Source organism: Stenotrophomonas hibiscicola ATCC 19867, from assembly GCF_000382065.1.
In the GTDB taxonomy this organism is placed as follows: domain Bacteria; phylum Pseudomonadota; class Gammaproteobacteria; order Xanthomonadales; family Xanthomonadaceae; genus Stenotrophomonas; species Stenotrophomonas hibiscicola.
This window is the reverse complement of sequence record NZ_KB907504.1, coordinates 33,070-51,694: the sequence shown is the minus strand read 5'-3', so window position 1 is coordinate 51,694 and position 18,625 is coordinate 33,070. Positions and strand designations below refer to the sequence as shown.

At 67.5% G+C, this 18,625-nt stretch carries 19 protein-coding genes; 5 read left to right on the top strand and 14 right to left on the bottom strand.

The window, feature by feature from the left end; genetic code table 11:
• The first annotated feature begins 237 nt into the window (after window positions 1-237).
• On the top strand, window positions 238-516 hold the full coding sequence (locus tag G370_RS0117910; RefSeq protein WP_019661820.1) for a YrhB domain-containing protein: 279 nt from the start codon (window positions 238-240) through the stop codon (window positions 514-516).
• A gap of 94 nt (window positions 517-610) precedes the next feature.
• Here G370_RS0117910 and G370_RS0117905 read toward each other — a convergent pair whose 3' ends face one another.
• The 4 genes from G370_RS0117905 to G370_RS0117890 all read right to left on the bottom strand — a co-directional run bounded on the left by G370_RS0117905 (window position 611) and on the right by G370_RS0117890 (window position 5,157).
• Window positions 611-1,927: an ABC transporter permease gene (locus tag G370_RS0117905; protein ID WP_019661819.1), complete on the bottom strand. Its 1,317-nt coding sequence runs from the start codon at window positions 1,925-1,927 to the stop codon at window positions 611-613.
• A gap of 12 nt (window positions 1,928-1,939) precedes the next feature.
• Window positions 1,940-3,097 (bottom strand): ABC transporter permease, encoded by a 1,158-nt coding sequence (locus tag G370_RS0117900; RefSeq protein WP_019661818.1) that lies wholly within the window; start codon window positions 3,095-3,097, stop codon window positions 1,940-1,942.
• Window positions 3,098-3,111: 14 nt separating this feature from the next.
• Entirely contained in the window at window positions 3,112-3,801 is a 690-nt protein-coding gene (locus G370_RS0117895; RefSeq protein ID WP_019661817.1) for an ABC transporter ATP-binding protein, read from the bottom strand.
• Between the two features lie 102 nt (window positions 3,802-3,903).
• Complete coding sequence (locus G370_RS0117890; RefSeq protein ID WP_019661816.1) at window positions 3,904-5,157, bottom strand: efflux RND transporter periplasmic adaptor subunit; 1,254 nt, start codon at window positions 5,155-5,157, stop codon at window positions 3,904-3,906.
• Between the two features lie 327 nt (window positions 5,158-5,484).
• On the opposite strand from G370_RS0117890, the gene G370_RS0117880 reads away from it, so the two are divergent.
• Together G370_RS0117880 and G370_RS0117875 are read left to right on the top strand one after the other, a co-directional pair.
• Window positions 5,485-6,708: a sensor histidine kinase gene (locus G370_RS0117880; RefSeq protein WP_019661814.1), complete on the top strand. Its 1,224-nt coding sequence runs from the start codon at window positions 5,485-5,487 to the stop codon at window positions 6,706-6,708.
• Window positions 6,705-7,307, top strand: coding sequence for a response regulator transcription factor (locus tag G370_RS0117875; RefSeq protein WP_014645643.1), 603 nt, complete (start codon window positions 6,705-6,707; stop codon window positions 7,305-7,307). The genes G370_RS0117880 and G370_RS0117875 overlap by 4 nt, the downstream gene beginning before the upstream one ends.
• Window positions 7,308-7,943: 636 nt before the next feature.
• Here G370_RS0117875 and G370_RS0117870 read toward each other — a convergent pair.
• From G370_RS0117870 to G370_RS0117825, 10 genes are all read right to left on the bottom strand, one after another.
• Window positions 7,944-8,480: a cytochrome b gene (locus G370_RS0117870; RefSeq protein ID WP_019661813.1), complete on the bottom strand. Its 537-nt coding sequence runs from the start codon at window positions 8,478-8,480 to the stop codon at window positions 7,944-7,946.
• Window positions 8,477-9,580: a catalase family peroxidase gene (locus G370_RS0117865; protein WP_019661812.1), complete on the bottom strand. Its 1,104-nt coding sequence runs from the start codon at window positions 9,578-9,580 to the stop codon at window positions 8,477-8,479. Before G370_RS0117865 ends, G370_RS0117870 begins: the two co-directional genes overlap by 4 nt.
• A 135-nt stretch (window positions 9,581-9,715) precedes the next feature.
• Window positions 9,716-11,083 carry a leucyl aminopeptidase family protein gene (locus G370_RS0117860; RefSeq protein WP_019661811.1) on the bottom strand — a complete coding sequence of 456 codons (1,368 nt, stop codon included), beginning with the start codon at window positions 11,081-11,083 and terminating at the stop codon, window positions 9,716-9,718.
• 3 nt (window positions 11,084-11,086) lie between these two features.
• Window positions 11,087-11,806, bottom strand: a complete 720-nt coding sequence (locus tag G370_RS0117855; RefSeq protein ID WP_019661810.1) for an HAD family hydrolase — start codon at window positions 11,804-11,806, stop codon at window positions 11,087-11,089.
• A 72-nt stretch (window positions 11,807-11,878) separates the two neighbouring features.
• Entirely contained in the window at window positions 11,879-12,346 is a 468-nt protein-coding gene (locus G370_RS0117850; RefSeq protein ID WP_026347235.1) for a hypothetical protein, read from the bottom strand.
• A 91-nt stretch (window positions 12,347-12,437) separates the two neighbouring features.
• Window positions 12,438-13,547: an AI-2E family transporter gene (locus G370_RS0117845; RefSeq protein WP_019661808.1), complete on the bottom strand. Its 1,110-nt coding sequence runs from the start codon at window positions 13,545-13,547 to the stop codon at window positions 12,438-12,440.
• Window positions 13,548-13,614: 67 nt separating this feature from the next.
• A complete protein-coding gene (locus G370_RS0117840) occupies window positions 13,615-14,088 on the bottom strand; it encodes a hypothetical protein (RefSeq protein ID WP_019661807.1) in 474 nt (157 codons plus the stop codon).
• The gene (locus G370_RS0117835; RefSeq protein ID WP_019661806.1) at window positions 14,085-14,555 is read right to left on the bottom strand and encodes a phage holin family protein; all 471 of its coding nucleotides are present in this window, start codon (window positions 14,553-14,555) and stop codon (window positions 14,085-14,087) included. The genes G370_RS0117840 and G370_RS0117835 overlap by 4 nt, the downstream gene beginning before the upstream one ends.
• An 8-nt stretch (window positions 14,556-14,563) precedes the next feature.
• The gene (locus tag G370_RS0117830; protein ID WP_010486932.1) at window positions 14,564-14,929 is read right to left on the bottom strand and encodes a hypothetical protein; all 366 of its coding nucleotides are present in this window, start codon (window positions 14,927-14,929) and stop codon (window positions 14,564-14,566) included.
• A 100-nt stretch (window positions 14,930-15,029) separates the two neighbouring features.
• The gene (locus G370_RS0117825; RefSeq protein WP_019661805.1) at window positions 15,030-16,463 is read right to left on the bottom strand and encodes a Do family serine endopeptidase; all 1,434 of its coding nucleotides are present in this window, start codon (window positions 16,461-16,463) and stop codon (window positions 15,030-15,032) included.
• Between the two features lie 490 nt (window positions 16,464-16,953).
• On the opposite strand from G370_RS0117825, the gene G370_RS0117820 reads away from it, so the two are divergent.
• The gene (locus tag G370_RS0117820) at window positions 16,954-17,814 is read left to right on the top strand and encodes a hypothetical protein (RefSeq protein WP_019661804.1); all 861 of its coding nucleotides are present in this window, start codon (window positions 16,954-16,956) and stop codon (window positions 17,812-17,814) included.
• Between the two features lie 106 nt (window positions 17,815-17,920).
• Window positions 17,921-18,613 (top strand): hypothetical protein, encoded by a 693-nt coding sequence (locus G370_RS0117815; protein ID WP_019661803.1) that lies wholly within the window; start codon window positions 17,921-17,923, stop codon window positions 18,611-18,613.
• Window positions 18,614-18,625: the final 12 nt, after the last annotated feature.

Genomic DNA, 18,625 nt, shown 5'->3' with positions numbered 1-18,625 from the left:
TGCGGAACGTGCGTGAACATGAATCGCAACCAACAATCCACAGATGCGCTGTGCGCGGCGTCACGCGCGCTGCGTTTGCGATGGGCAGAGGCATCGATAGCGGCACGAAGCTGGCACGCTTGAGTAGTTGCGACAACGCGTCGCAGTACGCGCTTGTATGCAGGCGCGCAGTCGTTGTGATGCATCTGCCCGCATGAAATGCTCTTCGCCTCGTCATCGAAGGCAGGAGATGAAGGAATGATCCAGCTTGAAGAAGCACGCCGTCGCGTGGAGGCTGCACTTGCCAGCGACGATGAGCCGGTTGCCATCACGCATGAGCACGAAGTGGTCGAAGGCTGGCTGTTCTGCTTCCAGTCGCTGCGCTACCTGCAATCCGGCGAAATCTCGGATGCATTGGCCGGCAATGGGCCGATCTTCGTCGACCGGCACACAGGCGAGCAGCACGCTCTGGGCACGGCGTATCCGCCCGAGGAAGTCCTTCGCCAGCATCTGGCCGCGCGCGGCCCCGCCGTTTGATGCTGCGGCGGCGGATGTCTGAGTTCGGCAACCTGAAAGGGACGGAGCCTTCGCTCCGTCCCTGCAGGATGCGCGAAATGCCGCTGCGTGATGCTCAGGTTTCGCGCAGCGCCGTGGTGATCGGCAAACGTGCCGCGCGCAGCGCCGGGAACAGGCCGCCGACCAGGCCGATGCCCAGCGCCCATTTCAGTCCGGTCCACAGCAGTTCCGGCGATACATGGAACTTGAACACCACTGCGCTGAAGTTGCTGCCGATGGTGGACACGCTGTAGCCGTTGAACAGCAGCCACGCCACCGCACAGCCGAGCAGGCCACCCAGCAGCGCCAGCAGCATGGTTTCCAGCATCACCGCCGTCACCACCGGCAGGCCGCGGAAACCGATCGCGCGCATGGTGGCGATCTCGCGCGCACGGGTGGCCACTGCCGCATACATGGTGTTGAGTGCGCCGAACACTGCACCCACCGCCATGATCGTGCCGATCACCTTGCCGAGGATGTCGATCAGCTTGGTCAGCCCACCGCCCTGCTTGCTGTAGTAGACACGGGTGGTTTCCACGTCAAGCTTCAGGCGTGGGTCGGCGGCGACTGCTGCCTTGAACTGCTCGAAGCCGGCCTTGCCCTCGGTACGCACGCTGATCGACTGCCAGGCGCTGCGCTGGTAGGTGGTCGCCAGTGTATCGGCGTCGGTCCACAGCTCCGAATCGTGCGCATCGCCGGTGGCGAACACACCCACCACGGTCCAGGTCTGGTTGCCCAGGGTCAGCGTCCTGCCCACGTCCATGTCGCGGAACTGGCCCTTGGCACCCTGGCCGACCACGATCTCGCGCAGGCCGGTTGCGAACCTGCGGCCTTCGATGATCTTGACCTTGTCATGCACGGCCCAGGCCTGCGGACCGACGCCGCGGAACTGCGCGTTGACGTCGGTGCCGTCGGACTTGGACACCAGGTTGACCACCTGCGACAGTTCCGGTGACAGCAATGGCCGGCCCTGCGCATCGCGGCTGATGCCGGGCAGGGTGGACAGCATCGGTACCTGCTCGCGGGTGATCACCGAGTTGGTCTCGGCCTGCGAGCCACCGCGCAGCACGATGGCGGTGGTGTCATCGCCGGTGTTGTTGAGCGTGGCCTGGAAGCCTTCGCCCATCGCCAGCATCGCCACCAGCACGCCGACCACGCCGGCAATGCCGACCACGATCACCGACGATGCGCCCCAGCGTTGCGGCAGGCTGGCCACGCCGATGCGGGTGGCGGCCAACGCCAGCCGTCCGCCGCGGGTCAGCAGCAGCCACAGCGCCACCAGCACGGCCACGGTCAGCACGCCGATCCACGGCAGGCTGATCCACAGCACCAGGCCGATCGCAAGCAGCAGCACGGTTATGCCGTTGCCCAGCAACTTCTTGAGCTTGTTCATCTGCAATCCTCCTCAGCGGCCGGCCAGTGCATCGACGATTTTCAGGCGCTTGGCACGCAGCGCGGGCAGCAGCCCCACGATGATGCCGATCACCACGATCAGGCCCAGCCCCATCAGCCAGGTTGGCGTCGGCACGTGCGGCGGCAGCATGCCCATGCTCTTCGGGCCGATCGCCGGCAGGATCAGGGCGGCCAGGCCCATGCCGATCAGGCCGCCCAGGCCGATCAGCAGCACCGACTCCACCATCACCAGGGTCAGCACGGTGCCGTCCTTGAAGCCGAGTGTCTTCAGCGTGGCCAGCTCCGGCACGCGCTCGCGCACCGCCTGCGCCATGGTGTTGCCGGTCAACAGCAGCAGGGTGAAGAACACCGCACCCATGATCGAGGTGACGATCATGCCGATATCCGCGAATTGCTTGACGAAGGCCTGCTGGAACGCCGATTCGGTCTGGGTCTTGGTCTCGTGGTCGGAGTTGGCCGAGATCGCGTCGATCGCCTGCGCCACCCGCGAAGAGTGGTCCGGGTTGTCCAGCGTCACCGTGTACCAGCTCACCTGGTTCTTGATGTAGTCGTTGGATTCATCGAAGTACTTCCAGTTCATCATCAACTGGCGTTCTTCGTTGGCGGCCAGCGCACGGTCCTTGGAACGGTAGATGCCCTTGAGCACCAGCGGCCAGTCGTTGCTGCCGCCACGCGGGAAGATCGTGGCCTGCAGCGGGATGGTGTCGCCGATCTTCCAGCCGAACTGCTTGGCCAGGGTTTCGCCGACGATGGCGCCGGTACGGGTCTGCTTCCAGTCCTCCAGCTGTGCCGGGTCGATCTGCAGCTCGCGGTAGACATCGAAGTAGTTGGGGGACACCGAGAAGTTCGGGAAGAAGTTCTTCGGGTCCTGGTAGATGCCGCCGAACCACATGCCGTAGGCCACGTCGCGCACGCCGGCCACCTGGCGGACCTGGGTTTCCAGGCGGATCGGCAGCGACTGGGTGATCGACAGCCGCGATGCGACCACCAGGCGGTTGGCGCCTTCCACGCTGCCGCCGGAGGTGAATGCCACGCGCACCGAATCGAGCATGCCGAACAGCAGGAACGCGGCCACCACGGAGAGCAGGGTCAGCAACGTGCGGGTACGGCTGCGGAACAGCTGCGCCCACACCAACGAGAAGTATTTCATCGCCGTGGCCTCCGTCAGTGGGCCAGCGGCGCGTCGGCCAGCTCGCCTTTGTCCAGGTGCACCGTGTGCGTGGCGTACTCGGCGGCCTTCGGGTCATGGGTGACCATGATGATGGTCTTGCCGTGTTCGCGGTTGAGCTGCTGCAGCAGGCCGAGGATCTCCTCGGCCGACTGGCGGTCGAGGTCGCCGGTGGGTTCGTCGCAGATCAGGAAGGTCGGGTCGGAGACGATCGCCCGCGCGATCGCCACGCGCTGCTGCTGGCCGCCGGACAGTTCATTGGGGCGATGGCTGCGGCGGTCAGCCAGGCCGACCAGGGTCAGCGCGATCTCGGCATTGCGGCGGCGCTGCGCGGCATTGAGATGGGTCAGCAGCAGCGGCAGCTCCACGTTCTTCTGCGCGGTCAGCATCGGCATCAGGTTGTAGAACTGGAACACGAAGCCGACGTGGTGGCTGCGCCAGGTCGACAGCTGGCCGCCGCTCATCTGGTCGATGCGCTCGCCTTCGATGCTGATCTCGCCGCCGCTGGGGTTGTCCAGGCCGCCGATCAGGTTGAGCAGGGTGGTCTTGCCCGAGCCGGACGGGCCCATCAGTGCGACGAAATCGCCGCGGGCGATGTCCAGGTCGATGCCGTGCAGCACCTGCACTTTCTCGGGGCCACGCTGGTAGGTCTTGGTGATGTTGCGCAGTGAAACCAGGGTCGACATGGGTGGTTCTCCACGGAAGGCGGGAAACGGGGAAGCGCACCTGCGGTGACCGCAGGCGTGCGTCGAGCGGTGTTGCCGGCGGCGCCCATGGGCGCCAGGCCGTTACTGCGCTTGTTTCTGTTGCACCTTGGCGCCATCGCGCAGGGTGTCCGGCGGGTTCACCACCACCGATTCACCGGCGCTCACGCCCTTGAGGATCTGGCGGTCCTTGCCCATCGCCTGTCCGGCCTCGACCGTGCGCTGCTGCACGCGGTTCTCGTCACCCAGTACGAAGGCCACCGGGGCGCCCTCGCGCTGGACCACGGCGCCAGCCGGTACGCGCACGCCCTGCGGTTTGGTTGTGGCCTGCGGCTGTGCCTGTTCCAGGAAGCTGACCCGCACGCCCATTTCCGGCACGATGCGCGGGTCCTTCACCTTCAGCGCCACGCGCACCTTCACCGTGGCCTTGCCGCGGTCGGCGGTGGGGATGATGGCGATCACCTCGCCGGGAATCTTCCATTCGGGGTAGGCGTTGAGCGTGGCTTCCACCGGCATTTTCGGCTGCACGCGGCCGATGAAGGCCTCGCCGACCTCGACTTCGATCTCCAGCGAGTCCATGTCCACGATGGTGCCGATGCCGGTACGGGTGAAGCCACCACCGGCCGACAGCGGCGAGACGATCTCACCGGGCTGCGCGGCCTTGGCGGTGACCACGCCGGAGAAGGGCGCGCGCACGATGTTGTTGTCCACACCCAGGTCGGCAATCGCCAACTGGTCGTGGGCGACCTTGACGTTGCGCTGAGCCGTTTCCAGCTGCGCACGCAGGCTGTCGCGCTGGGCCACGGCCTGGTCGTACTGCGAACGTGACACCAGCTGCTGGCCGACCAGTGCCTGCAGGCGGCTGGCTTCGGCGGCGGCCTGCTTCTGCTGCGCCTCCAGCCCGGCCACCTGGCTGCGTGCGGCCTGCAGCTGCGAGGCATACAGGCTGCGCTGCGCATCGGCATCGATCGGGTCCAGCGTGGCCATCACCTGGCCGGCCTCGACCCGCATGCCTTCTTCGATCATCACCTCGCGCACCTTGCCGGTGATCTTGGCCGAGACCGTGGCCATGCGCCGGGCGACCACGTAGCCACTGGCGTCGAGCACCGAACTGCTGGCGCTACCCTGCTGGATGGCCACGGCCGGCGCGGTTTCCACCTCCACGGCCGGCGCACGGCCGAACAGGAACGCCACGGCAGCGGCGATCAGCAGCACGACCACGATGGTCGCGATCCACAACCAACGGCGACCACCGCCGTTGCTGCCACCACCGGAGGCGGGCGGCGGCGACTTGCGGTCGATACGGAGTTCCTTCAACAGCTCGGCAGAAGCGTTCATTCGTTCCATCACAGGCGTTCGGGCGGGTGTGGCCGGAAGCGCGGACGGCGGCGGTTCCGGCGGTGGAGCGTGCGGCACAGCATGAAGGCAGGCACAGCGATGACGGCAGTGACAGCTGTCACCCGATGACACTGACGGCGGCAACTGCGAAATGTGACCGCGGCGGCACAGGATGGCAACGTCCCCGCTGCCGGTACCGCTCATGGATCCGACCACCCCATCGCTGGCCCGCTGCAGCGGTACCGCCAAGCGTACCGTGATCTGCGGCGGGTTGCGCCGGTGCCGCCTTGCCGGCGGTGGCGCCTGCGCGCAGCCAGCCGAACTGGCATGATCGGCGGCGATCATCCCCGCCTGGAACCGCCTGTGCCGTCCACCTGGCTTGCCTCCCTGCTGCGCCCCGCGCCGGACTCGGCGGTGGCCGAGACGCTGCGCCGGGGAAAATCACCCTGGAGCGAGGCGATCCACCTGCTGTGGTCGGTGTGGATCTTCCTGACGCCCTTGCTCGGCCATGGCTTCACCTTGCGCTGGCTGCTGCTTACAGTGGCCAGCTATCCGGTGTTCCTGCTGCTGTACGCCAAGGTGATGGTGGCGCCACGCCATCACGCGCCGCGCTATGCCCTGGGCCTGATCGGGATGTCGCTGGTGCTGCTGCCGTGGTACCCGTCCGGGTTGACCTACTTCGTGTTCGGCTGCGTGCTGCTGCGGGTGAGCGGACGCGGCGGCTGGTGGCAGTACCTGCTGCAGCTCACTGGCCTGAACCTCCTGTTCTGCGGCCTCGCACTGCTGTTCCAGTACCCGTGGCAGAGCCTGGTCTGGATCCCCGCCGTGTCCTATATCGTCGGGCTGGTCGTGAACGTGGAGGCACTCAACCAGCAGAAGGATGCGGCACTGCAGCTGTCGCAGGACGAGGTGCGGCGGCTCGCAGCCACCGCCGAGCGCGAACGCATCGGCCGCGACCTGCACGACCTGCTCGGCCACACCCTGTCGTTGATCACGTTGAAGCTGGAACTGGCCCGCAAGCTGCACGATCGTGGCGACGCGCGGGCGCGGCAGGAAATCGGCGAAGCCGAGGACATTGCCCGCGAAGCGCTGGCGCAGGTGCGCAGCGCGGTCACCGGTATCCGCGCCAGTGACCTGGCCGGTGAGCTGGCGTCGGCGCGGCTGCTGCTGGAGTGCCAGCAGGTCCACCTTCAATACGCACCACCACCGGCGATGCCGGTGGATGTCGAACGCGGTCTGGCGCTGGTGCTGCGCGAGGCCGCGACCAACATCGTGCGCCATGCACAGGCGACACAGGCACGGGTGGAATTCATGCTGGAAGGACGCATGCTGGCGATGCAGATCCGCGATGATGGTCGTGGCGGCGTGCAGGCCGAGGGCAACGGGCTGAGCGGCATGCGCGAACGCGTGGCCGCCCTGGGGGGCAACCTTCAGGTTCAGTCCGCAAAGGGCGAGGGCACGCTGCTGACCGTGCGCGTGCCACTGGCCGCCGCGACCACACCGTTGCCGCCAGGCACGCCGTCGTCGCTGGTGCAGGACGGTGCCGCATGATCCGCATCCTGCTGGCCGAGGACCAGGCGATGGTGCGCGGCGCACTGTCGGCGCTGCTGGGCCTGGAACCGGATATCGAGGTGCTGGGCAGCGCCGCCGACGGCGAAACCGCGTGGCGCATGCTGCAGCAGCTGCAGCCTGACATCCTGGTCACCGACATCGAGATGCCGGGCCTGTCCGGGCTCGAGCTGGCGCAGCGCATCGCCCGCCATGAGCTGCCGATCAAGGTGGTGATCGTGACCACCTTCGCCCGCGCCGGTTTCCTGCGCCGCGCGCTGGAGGCGGGCGTGCTGGGCTACCTGCTGAAGGACGCACCGGCCGAGAACCTGGCCGATGCACTGCGCAAGGTGAAACAGGGCATCCGTGCGATCGACCCGCAGCTGGCGCTGGATGCGTGGTCGCAGGCCGATCCGCTGACCGACCGCGAGCGCCGCGTGCTGCGGCTGGCGGGCGAGGGCCGCACGGCCAGCGAGATCGCCGAGCAGCTGGGGTTGTCGCACGGTACGGTGCGCAATTACCTGTCCGAGTGCATCGGCAAGCTGGGCGTGGCCAACCGGATCGAGGCGTACCGGCTGGCGCGGCAGAAGGGGTGGTTGTAAGGGCGTCCTGCTGTTCCCGGTGATGTCGTTTCCGCGACCGCGGGTGGGTGTCACTTTCTTTGCTCGTGCACCACGCTGCAGGAGCAGCGTGGAACGGCGTAGCCGGCCCGTAGGGTGGCGCACATGGATGTGGGCCATCAAGAAAGTAACCAAAGAAACACGCTGCCAGAGCGCGAGCCGTCGCTACGCGACGATTCCCTGCGCTTCTCGGCGAATCAGGGGACGGCGCCGAACTCGCTGCGCTCAGACACCAGCGCCTCTGCGCCCCTGATTCCCCTGCGATGCTCGGCTCGCTCAAGGCGGACCCAAGGTCAAGAACCACAGCTGCACGACGATATTTGGTAGCGCCGGGCCGTGTCCGACGAGTGAAGCGGCCGCTTTCGCCTTTGATCTTGAGTCCGCCTTCAAGCGAGCCGAGCACCGCAGGACCGGCGAGGGCGAAGAGGCGCGGGTGTCTGAGCGTAGCGAGTTCCGCGCCGTCCCTCGGCGGGCCGAGGAGCGCAGGGCACCGGCGTGCGCAGCACGTCGGCTCGCGGCCGGCGGAGCGTTTCTTTGGTTACTTTCTTTGCGCGCAAAGAAAGTGACACCCCCAACGCGGTCGCGGAAACGATCCGCCGGGAATTCCCGGCGAACCGATCAATCCTTCCCGCGCGCCATCGCCTGGAACACCCCATCGCGCCGCACCCACAGGTGGAACAGCGCCGCACCCACGTGCATCAGCACCGTTGCGAACAGCACGTAGGCCAGCAGACTGTGCGCATTACGCAACGCGGCGTACAGCGCCGGTGTGTGTGGCACGATCGGCGGCAGGTGCAGGCCGCCCCACAGCACGATCGGGTAACCGCCTGCCGACAGCATCGCCCAGCCGATCAACGGCATCGCCAGCATCAGCGCATACAACATCCAGTGCGAGGCCTTCGCCGCCAGCACCTGCCAGGCGGGCAGGTCGGAAGGCAGCGGCGGCGGGCGATGGCGCAGCCGGTTGTACAGGCGCAGCAGCACCAGCACCAGGATGGCGATGCCCAGCGGGCGGTGCAGGTCGATCAGCATTGGCCGCAGGTGCAGTGAGGCGACCATGGTCACGCCGATGAACAGCATGGCGATGATCATCAGTGCCATGGACCAGTGCAGCACCCGCGCCAGCAGGTTGAAGTGGCCGTTGCCGATGCTCATCGTGCGGCCTCCTTCGGTTGTTCGACGTTGCCGGTGGCGCGCTCGCGTTCGCGGCGGTTGAAGGACTGCGAATACACCGCCGAGCGGGCGGCCAGGATCGGATCGTCACTGCCGCGCACGCCGCTGGGCAGGATCAGCGGATCGAAGTTGATCTGACCGCAGGCACCCTGTTCCTGCGACTGCATGCGGTCCACGCTGAGTACGCCCGCCACTACCTGGTCACGCGACTCGGGCCATGGCACCGACGGATCATCGATGGCATCGCCGGGCTCGGCGGTGGTCACGACCAGGTTCCAGCGCACCGGGCCGTTGGCCAGGCGCTGCTGCAGTTCCTGGCTGAGGAAATCGACGCTGGCCTGCTTGCGCGTTTCCGCATCCATCTCCACCACCGGCGCCTGCGGCTGCCAGCGCCAGCGCACCGCGCGCTTCTGGCCCTGCGCATTGGTGAACCAGAAGCTGTTGACGCTGTTGAAGGTGGTGTCGGCCCAGCTGCTGGTCCACGGCGCCGTCTTGGCCCACTGCTGGAAGGCCTGCGCACTGGGGTACTTCGCCAGCACCGCAGCCATCTTCTGCGGGTCGGGCTTGCCGGTGGCCGGGTCGGGAATGGAAGCGCGGGTCTGCTCGTAGAACGCCTCGGCGCTGGGCACCGCGAAGAACGGGAAGCTGTTCATCGCCATGCGCCATTCCTGCCCATCATCGCTGACCATCTGCACCGCGAGGCTGCGCACGCGTGCAGTGTTGTCGGCGCCGTACGGGTCGCCGCCGCCGATCGACAGGCGGCCCATCACCGGCACGCGGCGCTGCGAGAACACCCGTGCACTGGACAGGGTGCGGGCCTGCGCACTGGGTTCGAACCAGCCGCTCACGCAGATGCCCTTGCTGTGCGCGCGGCGGAAGCCCGGGTGGGCCGGGCCGGCGGCCTCGATGGTATCGGTGAAGCGCTGCGCGGTGAGGCGGTCGCCCATCCAGCCGGCCAGCCAGGCAAAGGCCAGCGCCACGGTACCCAGGATGAGCGCGATCAGCGCGATCCAGAGCAGGGGGGAATGCTTGCGCGGTGTGCCCGGCGTCTGGCCGGCACGGGTGTAGCCGAAGAGCGACATGGTCGGAGTCCTGCCTTCACGGAGCGTGTGGGTGGTCGACCCACACATCCTCGCAGAACCCTTCCAGGCCCGGTATTCAAATTTTCGTCAAGTTTGCCGGGGACGGCGTGCCGACCAAGGTCGGCACCCACCCGATCAGCTGTAGCGCGCCTTCAGCATCGCCCACGCCGAGCGCAACGCCAGCGCTTCGCCACCGGCCGGACGGCCCGGGCGTTCGCCGTCGTTCCAGGCGTACACGTCCAGATGCGCCCAGCGCTGGCCGTCTTCCAGGAAGCGCTCCAGGTACAGCGCGGCGGTCACCGAGCCGGCCATGCGCGAACCGGCGTTGGCCAGGTCGGCAATGCCGCTGCTCAGGTAGCGCAGGTAAGGGCGCCACAGCGGCATGCGCCAGACCGGGTCGCGGGTCGCGTCACCGGCCTGCAGCCACTGCTGGGCCACCGTGTCATCGTTGCTGAAGAGCGCTGGCAGATCCGGGCCCAGTGCGATGCGCGCGGCACCGGTGAGGGTGGCGAAGTCCAGCACCAGGTCCGGCTTCTGCTCACCGGCGAAGGTCAATGCGTCGCACAGGATCACGCGGCCTTCGGCGTCGGTGTTGTCGATCTCCACGCTCAGGCCCTTGCGGGTGGCGATCACTTCACCCGGGCGGAACGCCTCCGGACCGATCGCGTTTTCCACCGCCGGCACCAGCAGGGTCAAACGTACCGGCAGCCCGCGTGCCATCACCAGGCCGGCCAGGGCCAGCGCATGCGCGGCGCCGCCCATGTCCTTCTTCATGTTGCGCATGCCGTCGGCCGGCTTGATGTCCAGGCCGCCGGTGTCGAAGCAGACGCCCTTGCCGACCAGCACCAGCGACGGATCGGTGTCCTTGCCCCAGCGCAGCACCACCAGACGCGGCGCGCGGTGCGATGCGCGGCCCACGGCGTGGATGGCCGGGAAGTTCTGCTTCAGCAGTTCGTCACCGGTGATCGCCTCGACCTGCGCGCCGTGCGCAGCGGCCAGGGCGCGGGCAGCGTCTTCCAGCTGCTGCGGGCCCATATCTTCGGTGGGAGTGTTGACCCAGTCGCGCACGCGCAGGCTGGCGGTGATCAGGTCGGCCACCTCGCCGGTCGGCGCGGCTACCAGTTGCGCCGGTGCGCGGTGGCGCTTGCGGTAGCGGTCGAAGCGGTAGCTGCCCAAGCCCCAGCCCAGCTGCAGCAGCGCCTGTTCGGCGGCCGGCAGTTCGTTGGCCAGCTGCCACACGCTGCCTTCCGGCAGGGCATGCGGGGCATGCGAATAGCTGTAGGCATCGGCGCGATCACCCACACCGATCACCGCTCCGGACAGGCCATCGGCGCCGGGCAGCAACGCCGTGGTGAAGGCACCGGCGGTGAAGCCCTGCGATGCCAGCCAGGCCTGGGTGGCGGCCGGTTGGCCGTCCTTCCAGGCGGCGAACTGCTCGCGGTCCAGCACGTACAGCGGCAGCGCTGCGGCGGTGTCGGCAGTGAAACCAGTGATCTCGCTCATGCGTCAGGTACTCCGGAGTGCGGCGGCGTCGAGGTTGGCATCCAACCAGTCGGCCAGGCCGGTGAGGGTGTCGAACTGCAGGTCCGGCTGCAGCTGCGGATGGGTCCAGGTGGCTGCCTCGCGGTTGATCCAGCACCCGCGCAGGCCGGCGGCGATCGCCCCGGCCACGTCCATGTCGGCATGATCGCCGACGTGCAGTACCTGTGCCGGCGCGACACCCAGTCGGGTGCAGGCAGCGTGGAAGATGCTGGCTTCGGGCTTGGCCGCGCCGTGTTCGCGCGCACCCAGCTGGAAGGCGAAATGATGGGCCAGGCCGACCCGTTCCAGGTCGGCATTGCCGTTGCTCAGCGCCGCCACCGGAACCCGCGCGGCAACCCGTGCCAGTGCATCGATCGCATCGGGATAGCACTCCACCTGGTTGCGTGCGGCGTAGAACACTTCATACGCAGGCTCCAGCAGATCGAGGCTGGCACCGCTGGTGTGCAGTGCTTCGTGCAGGGTCAGCCGGCGCAGCGCACTCAGGTCGTGGTGGAGGTGCGGATGGGCGTGGTACAGCCGCTCGCGCAGTTCGCGCATCGCCTCCACCGGATACATCGCGGCGGTAGCGGGGCTGTGTTCGCACATCCAGGCGTGCAGGACCTGTTCGATGCGGGCGCCGATCGGAGCGAACGGCCACAGCGTGTCGTCAAGGTCGAGGGTGATGGCTTGGACGGGGAAATTCACCCCGCCATTCTACCCCTGCCCGCGCGGGCTTTCATGCGACGTGGCGGGCGGGGGCACTGTGGCTGGGCCGGGTCAGCGCAGGTTGTACGAGCAGGCGATGGTGGTCTGGCCGTCGAACTGCTGCACGTCCAGGTTGTGCCGGCCAACTTCCTTCGTGTAGGTGCCTGCTACCGGGTCGGACATCTTCGCCAGTGCCGCGACCTGTTCCACACTGGCCGAGCTGAAGTACGCGGTGAAACTGTCGATGCCATCCTCGCCGCTGTCGCCGTCATAGGACTGCAGCCGGTTCACGGGCTGGCCCAGTACCATCAAGGGCGTGGTCAGCCGGAACTCGCCGCTGGATTCGCCGTCCTGCGCCCTTGCCGGGGCCAGTGCCAGCATCCGGGCCATGGCGTCGAACTGCATGGGCGTGAGGTGCCGCTTGCAGGTAACCGCCTCAGCAAGCTGGGTGCGCGCCTGATCGGCAGTCGGCGGTGTCGCGGCGAACGCGGGAGCGGCAATGCAGGCCAAGGCAAGGCAACGCGTGGCGAGAGAGTTCATCCGAGCGGATCCATCCGGGTAGGGCGCCATAGTCTGCCACTTCGTCCCTGTTTCTGGTTCCGCCACCTGCGTCCATCCGTTGTTGATGCCCTCACTCCAGCAGCCGTGCCCAGCCCTGCATGCCGTCCAGGCGTGCCAGCACCAGCTTGATGCATACCAGCAGCGGCACCGCCAGCAGCAGCCCGATCATGCCCCAGGCCCAGCCGAACACCATCAGCGCCAGGATCAGTACCAGTGGCGACAGCTTCATGCGACGGCCCAGCACGATCGGGGTCACCATCTGCCCTTCCAAGGTGTGCAGGCCCAGGTAGGCGGCGGCCGGCAGCAGGGCCTGCAGTGGATCGCGGAACTCGACGAAGCCCATCAACAGCATCAGCGCCACGCCGATCAGCGGACCCACATACGGCGCAAAATTCAGCAGCGCGGCCACCGTGCCCCACAGCAGCGCTTCCTGCAGGCCGATACCGAGCAGCATCAGCACGCCGGCGAACACCAGCCCGACCAAGGTGTTGATCACGCTGATGGTCAGCACGTAACGCGAGACCTCGCGTTCGATCGAACGCAGGATGTCCGTAGTGAAGCGCTGCTGCTGGCGGTTGGGGAACAGGGCGATCGCCGCGCGCTGCAGGCTCTGCCCGTAGATCATGAAGAACAGCGTCAGCAGCACCACGGCCAACACCGAGGCAGCCAGCCGCGGTGCACGGGTCAGCATGCGGTAGGGGTCGTCGAGCTGGGTGCGGATCACCTGCACCTTGTGGTTGCTGTCACCGCCGGCCACACGGGCGAAGTTTTCCGCCGCCTGGTTGGCCTGCTGCACCGGCTTGGTCAGGTTCTGCACCTGGCGGGCGACCTTGCGCAGCTGCTGCGGTGCTTCCTGCGCCCATTCCATCGCCGGTCCGATCAGCTGCACGGCCAGCGAACCGGTCACGCCCAGGCCCGCACCGAGGATCAACAGCGCGCCCAGCGCGCGCGGGATCCACAGCTTCTGCAGCAGGCGCAGGATGGGATTGCCGACCAGCGCGAAGAACATCGCAAGCAGCACCGGCAGGATGATGTCCTGCGCCGCCCATAGCGTATAGCCCACGGCCAGGGTCGCCAGCACCACCAGCGACATCGGTCCGCGTGGGCGCGACGGGGGCGGCAGCGGTGCCTCGGATGCGTCGTGGCCGGCCGGTGACGGGGACAGGGAGGACTCGCTCATCGACGCATCAGCCGGAAAGGGGAGCGCATTATCCGCCGGCCGCGACCGGCGCGGCGGATTCCAGGGATCAACGTTCGGACAGCTCGGTGGCCGCCTCGGCCGGGCGCGGTTCGCGCAGGTCCGGTTCCGGCTCCGGCTCCGGCTCCGGCACAGCTCGCGCTGCCGCTGCGGGCCGTGCTTCAGCGGCGGAGGCCGCTGCGTGTGCCTGTTCGCTGGCATCGCCGGCTTCTTCGGCCGCATCGTCGGCGGTGGCCGCCGCCTGCGCCGCCATCGCCGTGGCGAACGCCGCCTGCGCGCTGGCGAACAGGTTCGAGACCGAACCCACCATCTGCAGCCAGCGCGCACCGTTGACCTTGCCCGGCATTTCCAGCTTGCCGGCAATGAAGCCACCGGCCAGGCCCACTACCACGATGCGTAGTGGCGACCAGCCCTGGCGCCAGACCTGGCCGAGCGTGGACCAGTGGTCCTGGGTCTCGACCAGACGCACGGTTACCACCTGTTCGCAGCGCTTCACCCGACGCTGCAGCGCACCGAACTTCATGGCTTGCCCTCTGGCAGCTCCACATCGGCATCGGGGTCGTCTTCGCTGGGCTCGTCGAACAGGCCCAGGCGGGACAGCTGGCGCCGGGTGGCGTGCATGCCGGTGTGGTGGAAGAAGTAGGACACCCGCCAGATCGCATAACCGGTGACGGCCAGGCTCAGCAGCGAGGTGATCAGCAGTGCCTGCAGCCAGCTCAGGCCCCAGCTTTGCAGCAGCGCGATAAGGGTGGCGGCCATCAGCAGCCAGGCCGACGCACCAAATACGATCGCTACGCCGGCCCAGGCCAGCGCGCGGCCGAAGGCACTGCGTGCCAGCGCGAAGTCGGCCGAGGCCAACCGGCGCAGCGAACGCAGCGAGTGCTTGGCCGAGTCGGCAGCGGCACGACCGGCCGCGCCGACCTGGCGGATGCTCTCATCCAGCGGCGGGGTAGCCGCCGGATCAGGGGCTTGTGCGTTGTCTTCGCTCACGCCGCGGCTTACTTGTCGCTGCTGCCGCGGGCCAGCTTGGCGATGATCCAGCCGGCCGCGAAGGCAACACCGAACGAGGCCAGCGGACGCTCACGGATCAATTCGGCGGCGCTGTCGATCAGGTCCTTGCCCTTGTCCATCAGCGCATCGACCTGCTCCTTGGCGGCGGCACCACCAAACTCGGCAGCGGCCAGGCCGGACAGTGCGCTGTCGGACAGTTCAGCCTTGACGTTGGCCTTGCCGATGCGCAGTTCGTCGGTCGCGGCACCGGTGGCGCCCTTGATCGCACCGCCGGCGGCGCTGGCGGCCTGCTTCAGGTGGGAACCGGCTTCACCCAGGTGTTCCTTCAGGTTCTCGGTATTGGTGGGGCTCATCGAATCACTCCTGTTGCGATGGGGGAACGGCGTCGGCGGTGCCGACCTGGACTGACAGCAATAGCATTGCCGGGGTATAGGGGGTGTTACGGCAGGGCGATCAGCGCATCACGAGCTGGCCCTGCTGCTGGCCGTTGTTGCGCAGCACGCGCACCACCAGGGTCGGCGGGCGTTGCTGGAAGTTGGCGCGCCAACTGGCCAGGTCGGCGAATTCGCCCACGGTGGCGTCGGTGATGATGTCGCCCTGCTGCAGGCCGTTGCTGGCAGCGCGGCTGCCGCGCTTGACCTCGCTGACCAGCACGCCGCCGACACCGGATTGGCGCAGTGACTCGGGCAGGTCGACGAAGGTCGCACCGGTCAGGCGCGGGTCCAAGCTCTCACCGGTGACCGCGCGCGCCTGTTCCTTCAGTGTCGCCTTGATCTGCAGTGGCTTGCCTTCGCGGCGTACGTCCAGCGTCATCGCGCTGCCGACGGCCGCCAGGCCTTCCACGTTGTGCAGGGCCTCGGCGCTGTCCACGCGCTGGCCGTTGGCCGACACCACCACGTCGCCCGGCTTCAGCCCGGCTGCGGCGGCGGCCGAGCCGGCCAGCACGCGGGTGATCAGCGCACCGCGGGTTTCGCCCAGGCCCAGGCCCTGCGCGATCTGCGCGGTCAGGTTCTGGCTTTCCACGCCCAGCGTGCCGCGCACCACCACGCCGTGCTTGACCAGCTGGTCGACCACGCTGCGCGCCAGGTTGGAAGGAATCGCCAGGCCCAGGCCGATGTTGCCGGCCATGCTGCCCTGCGGGTTGAAGCTGGCGGTATTGATGCCGACCAGCTGGCCCTGCAGGTCGACCAGCGCGCCACCGGAGTTGCCCGGATTGATCGACGCATCGGTCTGGATGAAGTTCTGGTAGCCCAGCCCGCGGATGCCGCTGCGGCCCACCGCCGAAACGATACCCGAGGTAACGGTCTGGCTGAAGCCGAACGGGTTGCCGATGGCCACCACGAAGTCGCCTACGCGCAGCTGGTCGCTGTTGCCGAGCTTGATGTCGGTCAGGTTCTGCGCCGGGATGCGGATCAGCGCGATGTCGGTGTCGCGGTCCGAGCCGAGGAACTCGGCCTTGACCGTGCGCCCGTCCGCCAGTGTCACCTGTACGTCATCGGCGTTGTCGATGACATGGTGGTTGGTCAGCACCAGCCCCTCCTTGGCGTCGATGATCACGCCCGAGCCCAGCGATTCGTTGATGCGTTCCTGTGGGATATCCGGGAACAGGCGGCGGAAGAATGGGTCGTTGAAGAAGGGGTTGCGCACGCGCACCACCTGCTTGGTGTTGACACTGACCACCGCCGGCATTGCCTTTTCCAGCATCGGTGCCAGCGACGGCACCGCCTGACCGGCCACCGAAGCCGGCAAGGCCGCCGTGGTCGGCAACACCGCCGGCAGCGGCGCGGCGTCGGCACGGTTGTCCATGTGGGCATTGATGCCGGTGGCAACGAAGCCACCGAAGGCGGCGGCGATTGCGAGCGTGAGCAGGGTAGGAAGCGGTCGCATGGGAGTCGGTTCGCTGGCGTGGGTGGGGGCGGTACGGCCCTACGGTAGAACAAGCTGAATGAGTGTGTCGCGATATGGATAAATGCGCCATGAAAACGCCATGCCCGGAACCCGGTCCAGCATCGCTACCGTGGGCCGCAGGCGGCAACGCCGGAGGTTCCTCGCACTGTGCCGACGTCTGCCCAAGCGTGTGGGTATGCAGGCCGATGCTTGCGCAGTTCTGCGCATCCCGATGCCGCGATGCGCCATATCGCATGCCTTTCGCTACGTCCGGGCGGGTGTGCGCACGCAGCCCCTGCCGCTGCCCGCATCGTGCGGCGCAGCACTGAAAAAAAGGGGTTTCCCGTCAACACATCGTACTCGCGAGGGTACCCGACTACACCATTGCCGTCGCATCAGATGCGATTGCTCGTGCGTGCCCCGTTCCACGATCGTCAATGTCGGTATAGCATCGCCCCGTTTTGATACTTAAGGCCCCCAGGAGGGCAACATGAGCAACGGTAATGGTGTGTCGGTCGTGACCGACGCCGTCGAGAACGTCAAAGAAACCGCCACCAACGTTGGCGAGACCATCGCCCACGCTGCCGAAGACGCAGTGCAGTCGGTCAAGAAGACCGTCAAGCGCGCCACCAAGGCTGCCGGTACCCGCGTTGCCAAGGCCAAGAAGGCCGTGGCCAAGGTCGAGAAGACCGTTGCCAAGAAGGCCGAGAAGGCTGCCAAGTCGGTCGGCAAGACTGTTGCCAACGCCAAGAAGAAGCTGGAAGCCGCCAAGAAGAACGCCAAGGCCGAAGCCGCTGCGCTGAAGAATGAAGTGGCCAAGAAGAAGGCGGCTGCAGGCAAGGCTGTGACCAAGAAGGCCGCCGCTGCCAAGAAGACCACCAAGGCCGCCACCAAGGCTGCCGGCAAGAAGGTCGCCACCGTGAAGAAGGCCGCCACCAAGAAGGCTGCCGTCGCCAAGAAGGCCGTCGGCAAGAAGACCGCTGTTGCCAAGAAGGCAGTTGGCAAGAAGGTCGCTACCGCCAAGAAGGTTGCTGGCAAGAAGGCCGTGGCTGCGAAGAAGGTCGTCGGCAAGAAGGTTGCCGCCACCAGGAAGGTCGCCACCAGGAAGACCACGGCCGCCAAGAAGGCTGTCGGCAAGAAGGCTGCCGTCGCCAAGAAGGCCGTCGGCAAGAAGACCGCCGCTGCCAAGAAGGTTGTCGGCAAGAAGACCGCCGTTGCCAAGAAGGCAGTGGGCAAGAAGGTTGCCGCCACCCGCAAGACGGTTGCCAAGAAGGCTGCGCCGCTGAAGAAGGTCGCCGCCAAGAAGGCTCCGGCCAAGAAGGCCGTGCGCAAGGTCGCCAAGCGCAAGTAATCGCGCCGTGACCGAAGGCCCTGCCACCCCCGGGTGGTGGGGCCTTTCGCGTTTCAGGGACGCGGTCTGGAGCAAGATGCAGGTTCTTCCTGCCGGAGCCCGGGGCATGCGCGGTATTGACTTCAGTTCCTGGCAGGGCGTGCTGTCCACCTTGGCCGGCCTGGTCCTGATCACCCTGCTGGGCGTGGGCATCCGCCTGCTGGTGATGCAGACCCTGCAGCAGCGCCGCGAGCGCGCGAACCGGCAGATCAACGAACGGCTGCGCACGCTGATGGCGGCCTACAAGACCCTGGGCGGTTCGTTCACCGGCGAACTGGGTGTGGACCCCAGCCATCGCCGTGACCTTCGCCAGCGCGAGGATGCAGAGGGCATTGCCGAGCCCCGCTCGGATCGCGCGCGCCGCATCCGTGATGCCGTGGAAGCGGCGTTGTCGGACATCCTGCTGCTGGGCACCGACGAACAGGTGCGGCTGGCCGCGCGTGCCGCCAATGAACTGGCACAGGGGCGGCCGGTACATACCCATGAACTGGTGGTCTCGCTGCGCGACTTCGTGCGCGAAGCGCTGGATCTGGCGCCGATTCCGACCGACCTGCAGATACCGCCGCAGGGGCCGACCCGGCCGGGTGGCGCCAGTGTCGGCGGCAAGGGCCGCAACGACGGCGACGCCAAGGGCGGTCGTGCGGGTGGAGGAGGTGGCGGTGGCGGAATGGGCGCTGGGATGGGCGGTGTGGGCCTCGGCGCCGGCGCCGCATTGGGCGCCGGCCATGCCGCTGCCAGCGATGAAACGGACGCGCGCTGAGCACGTCCGCCC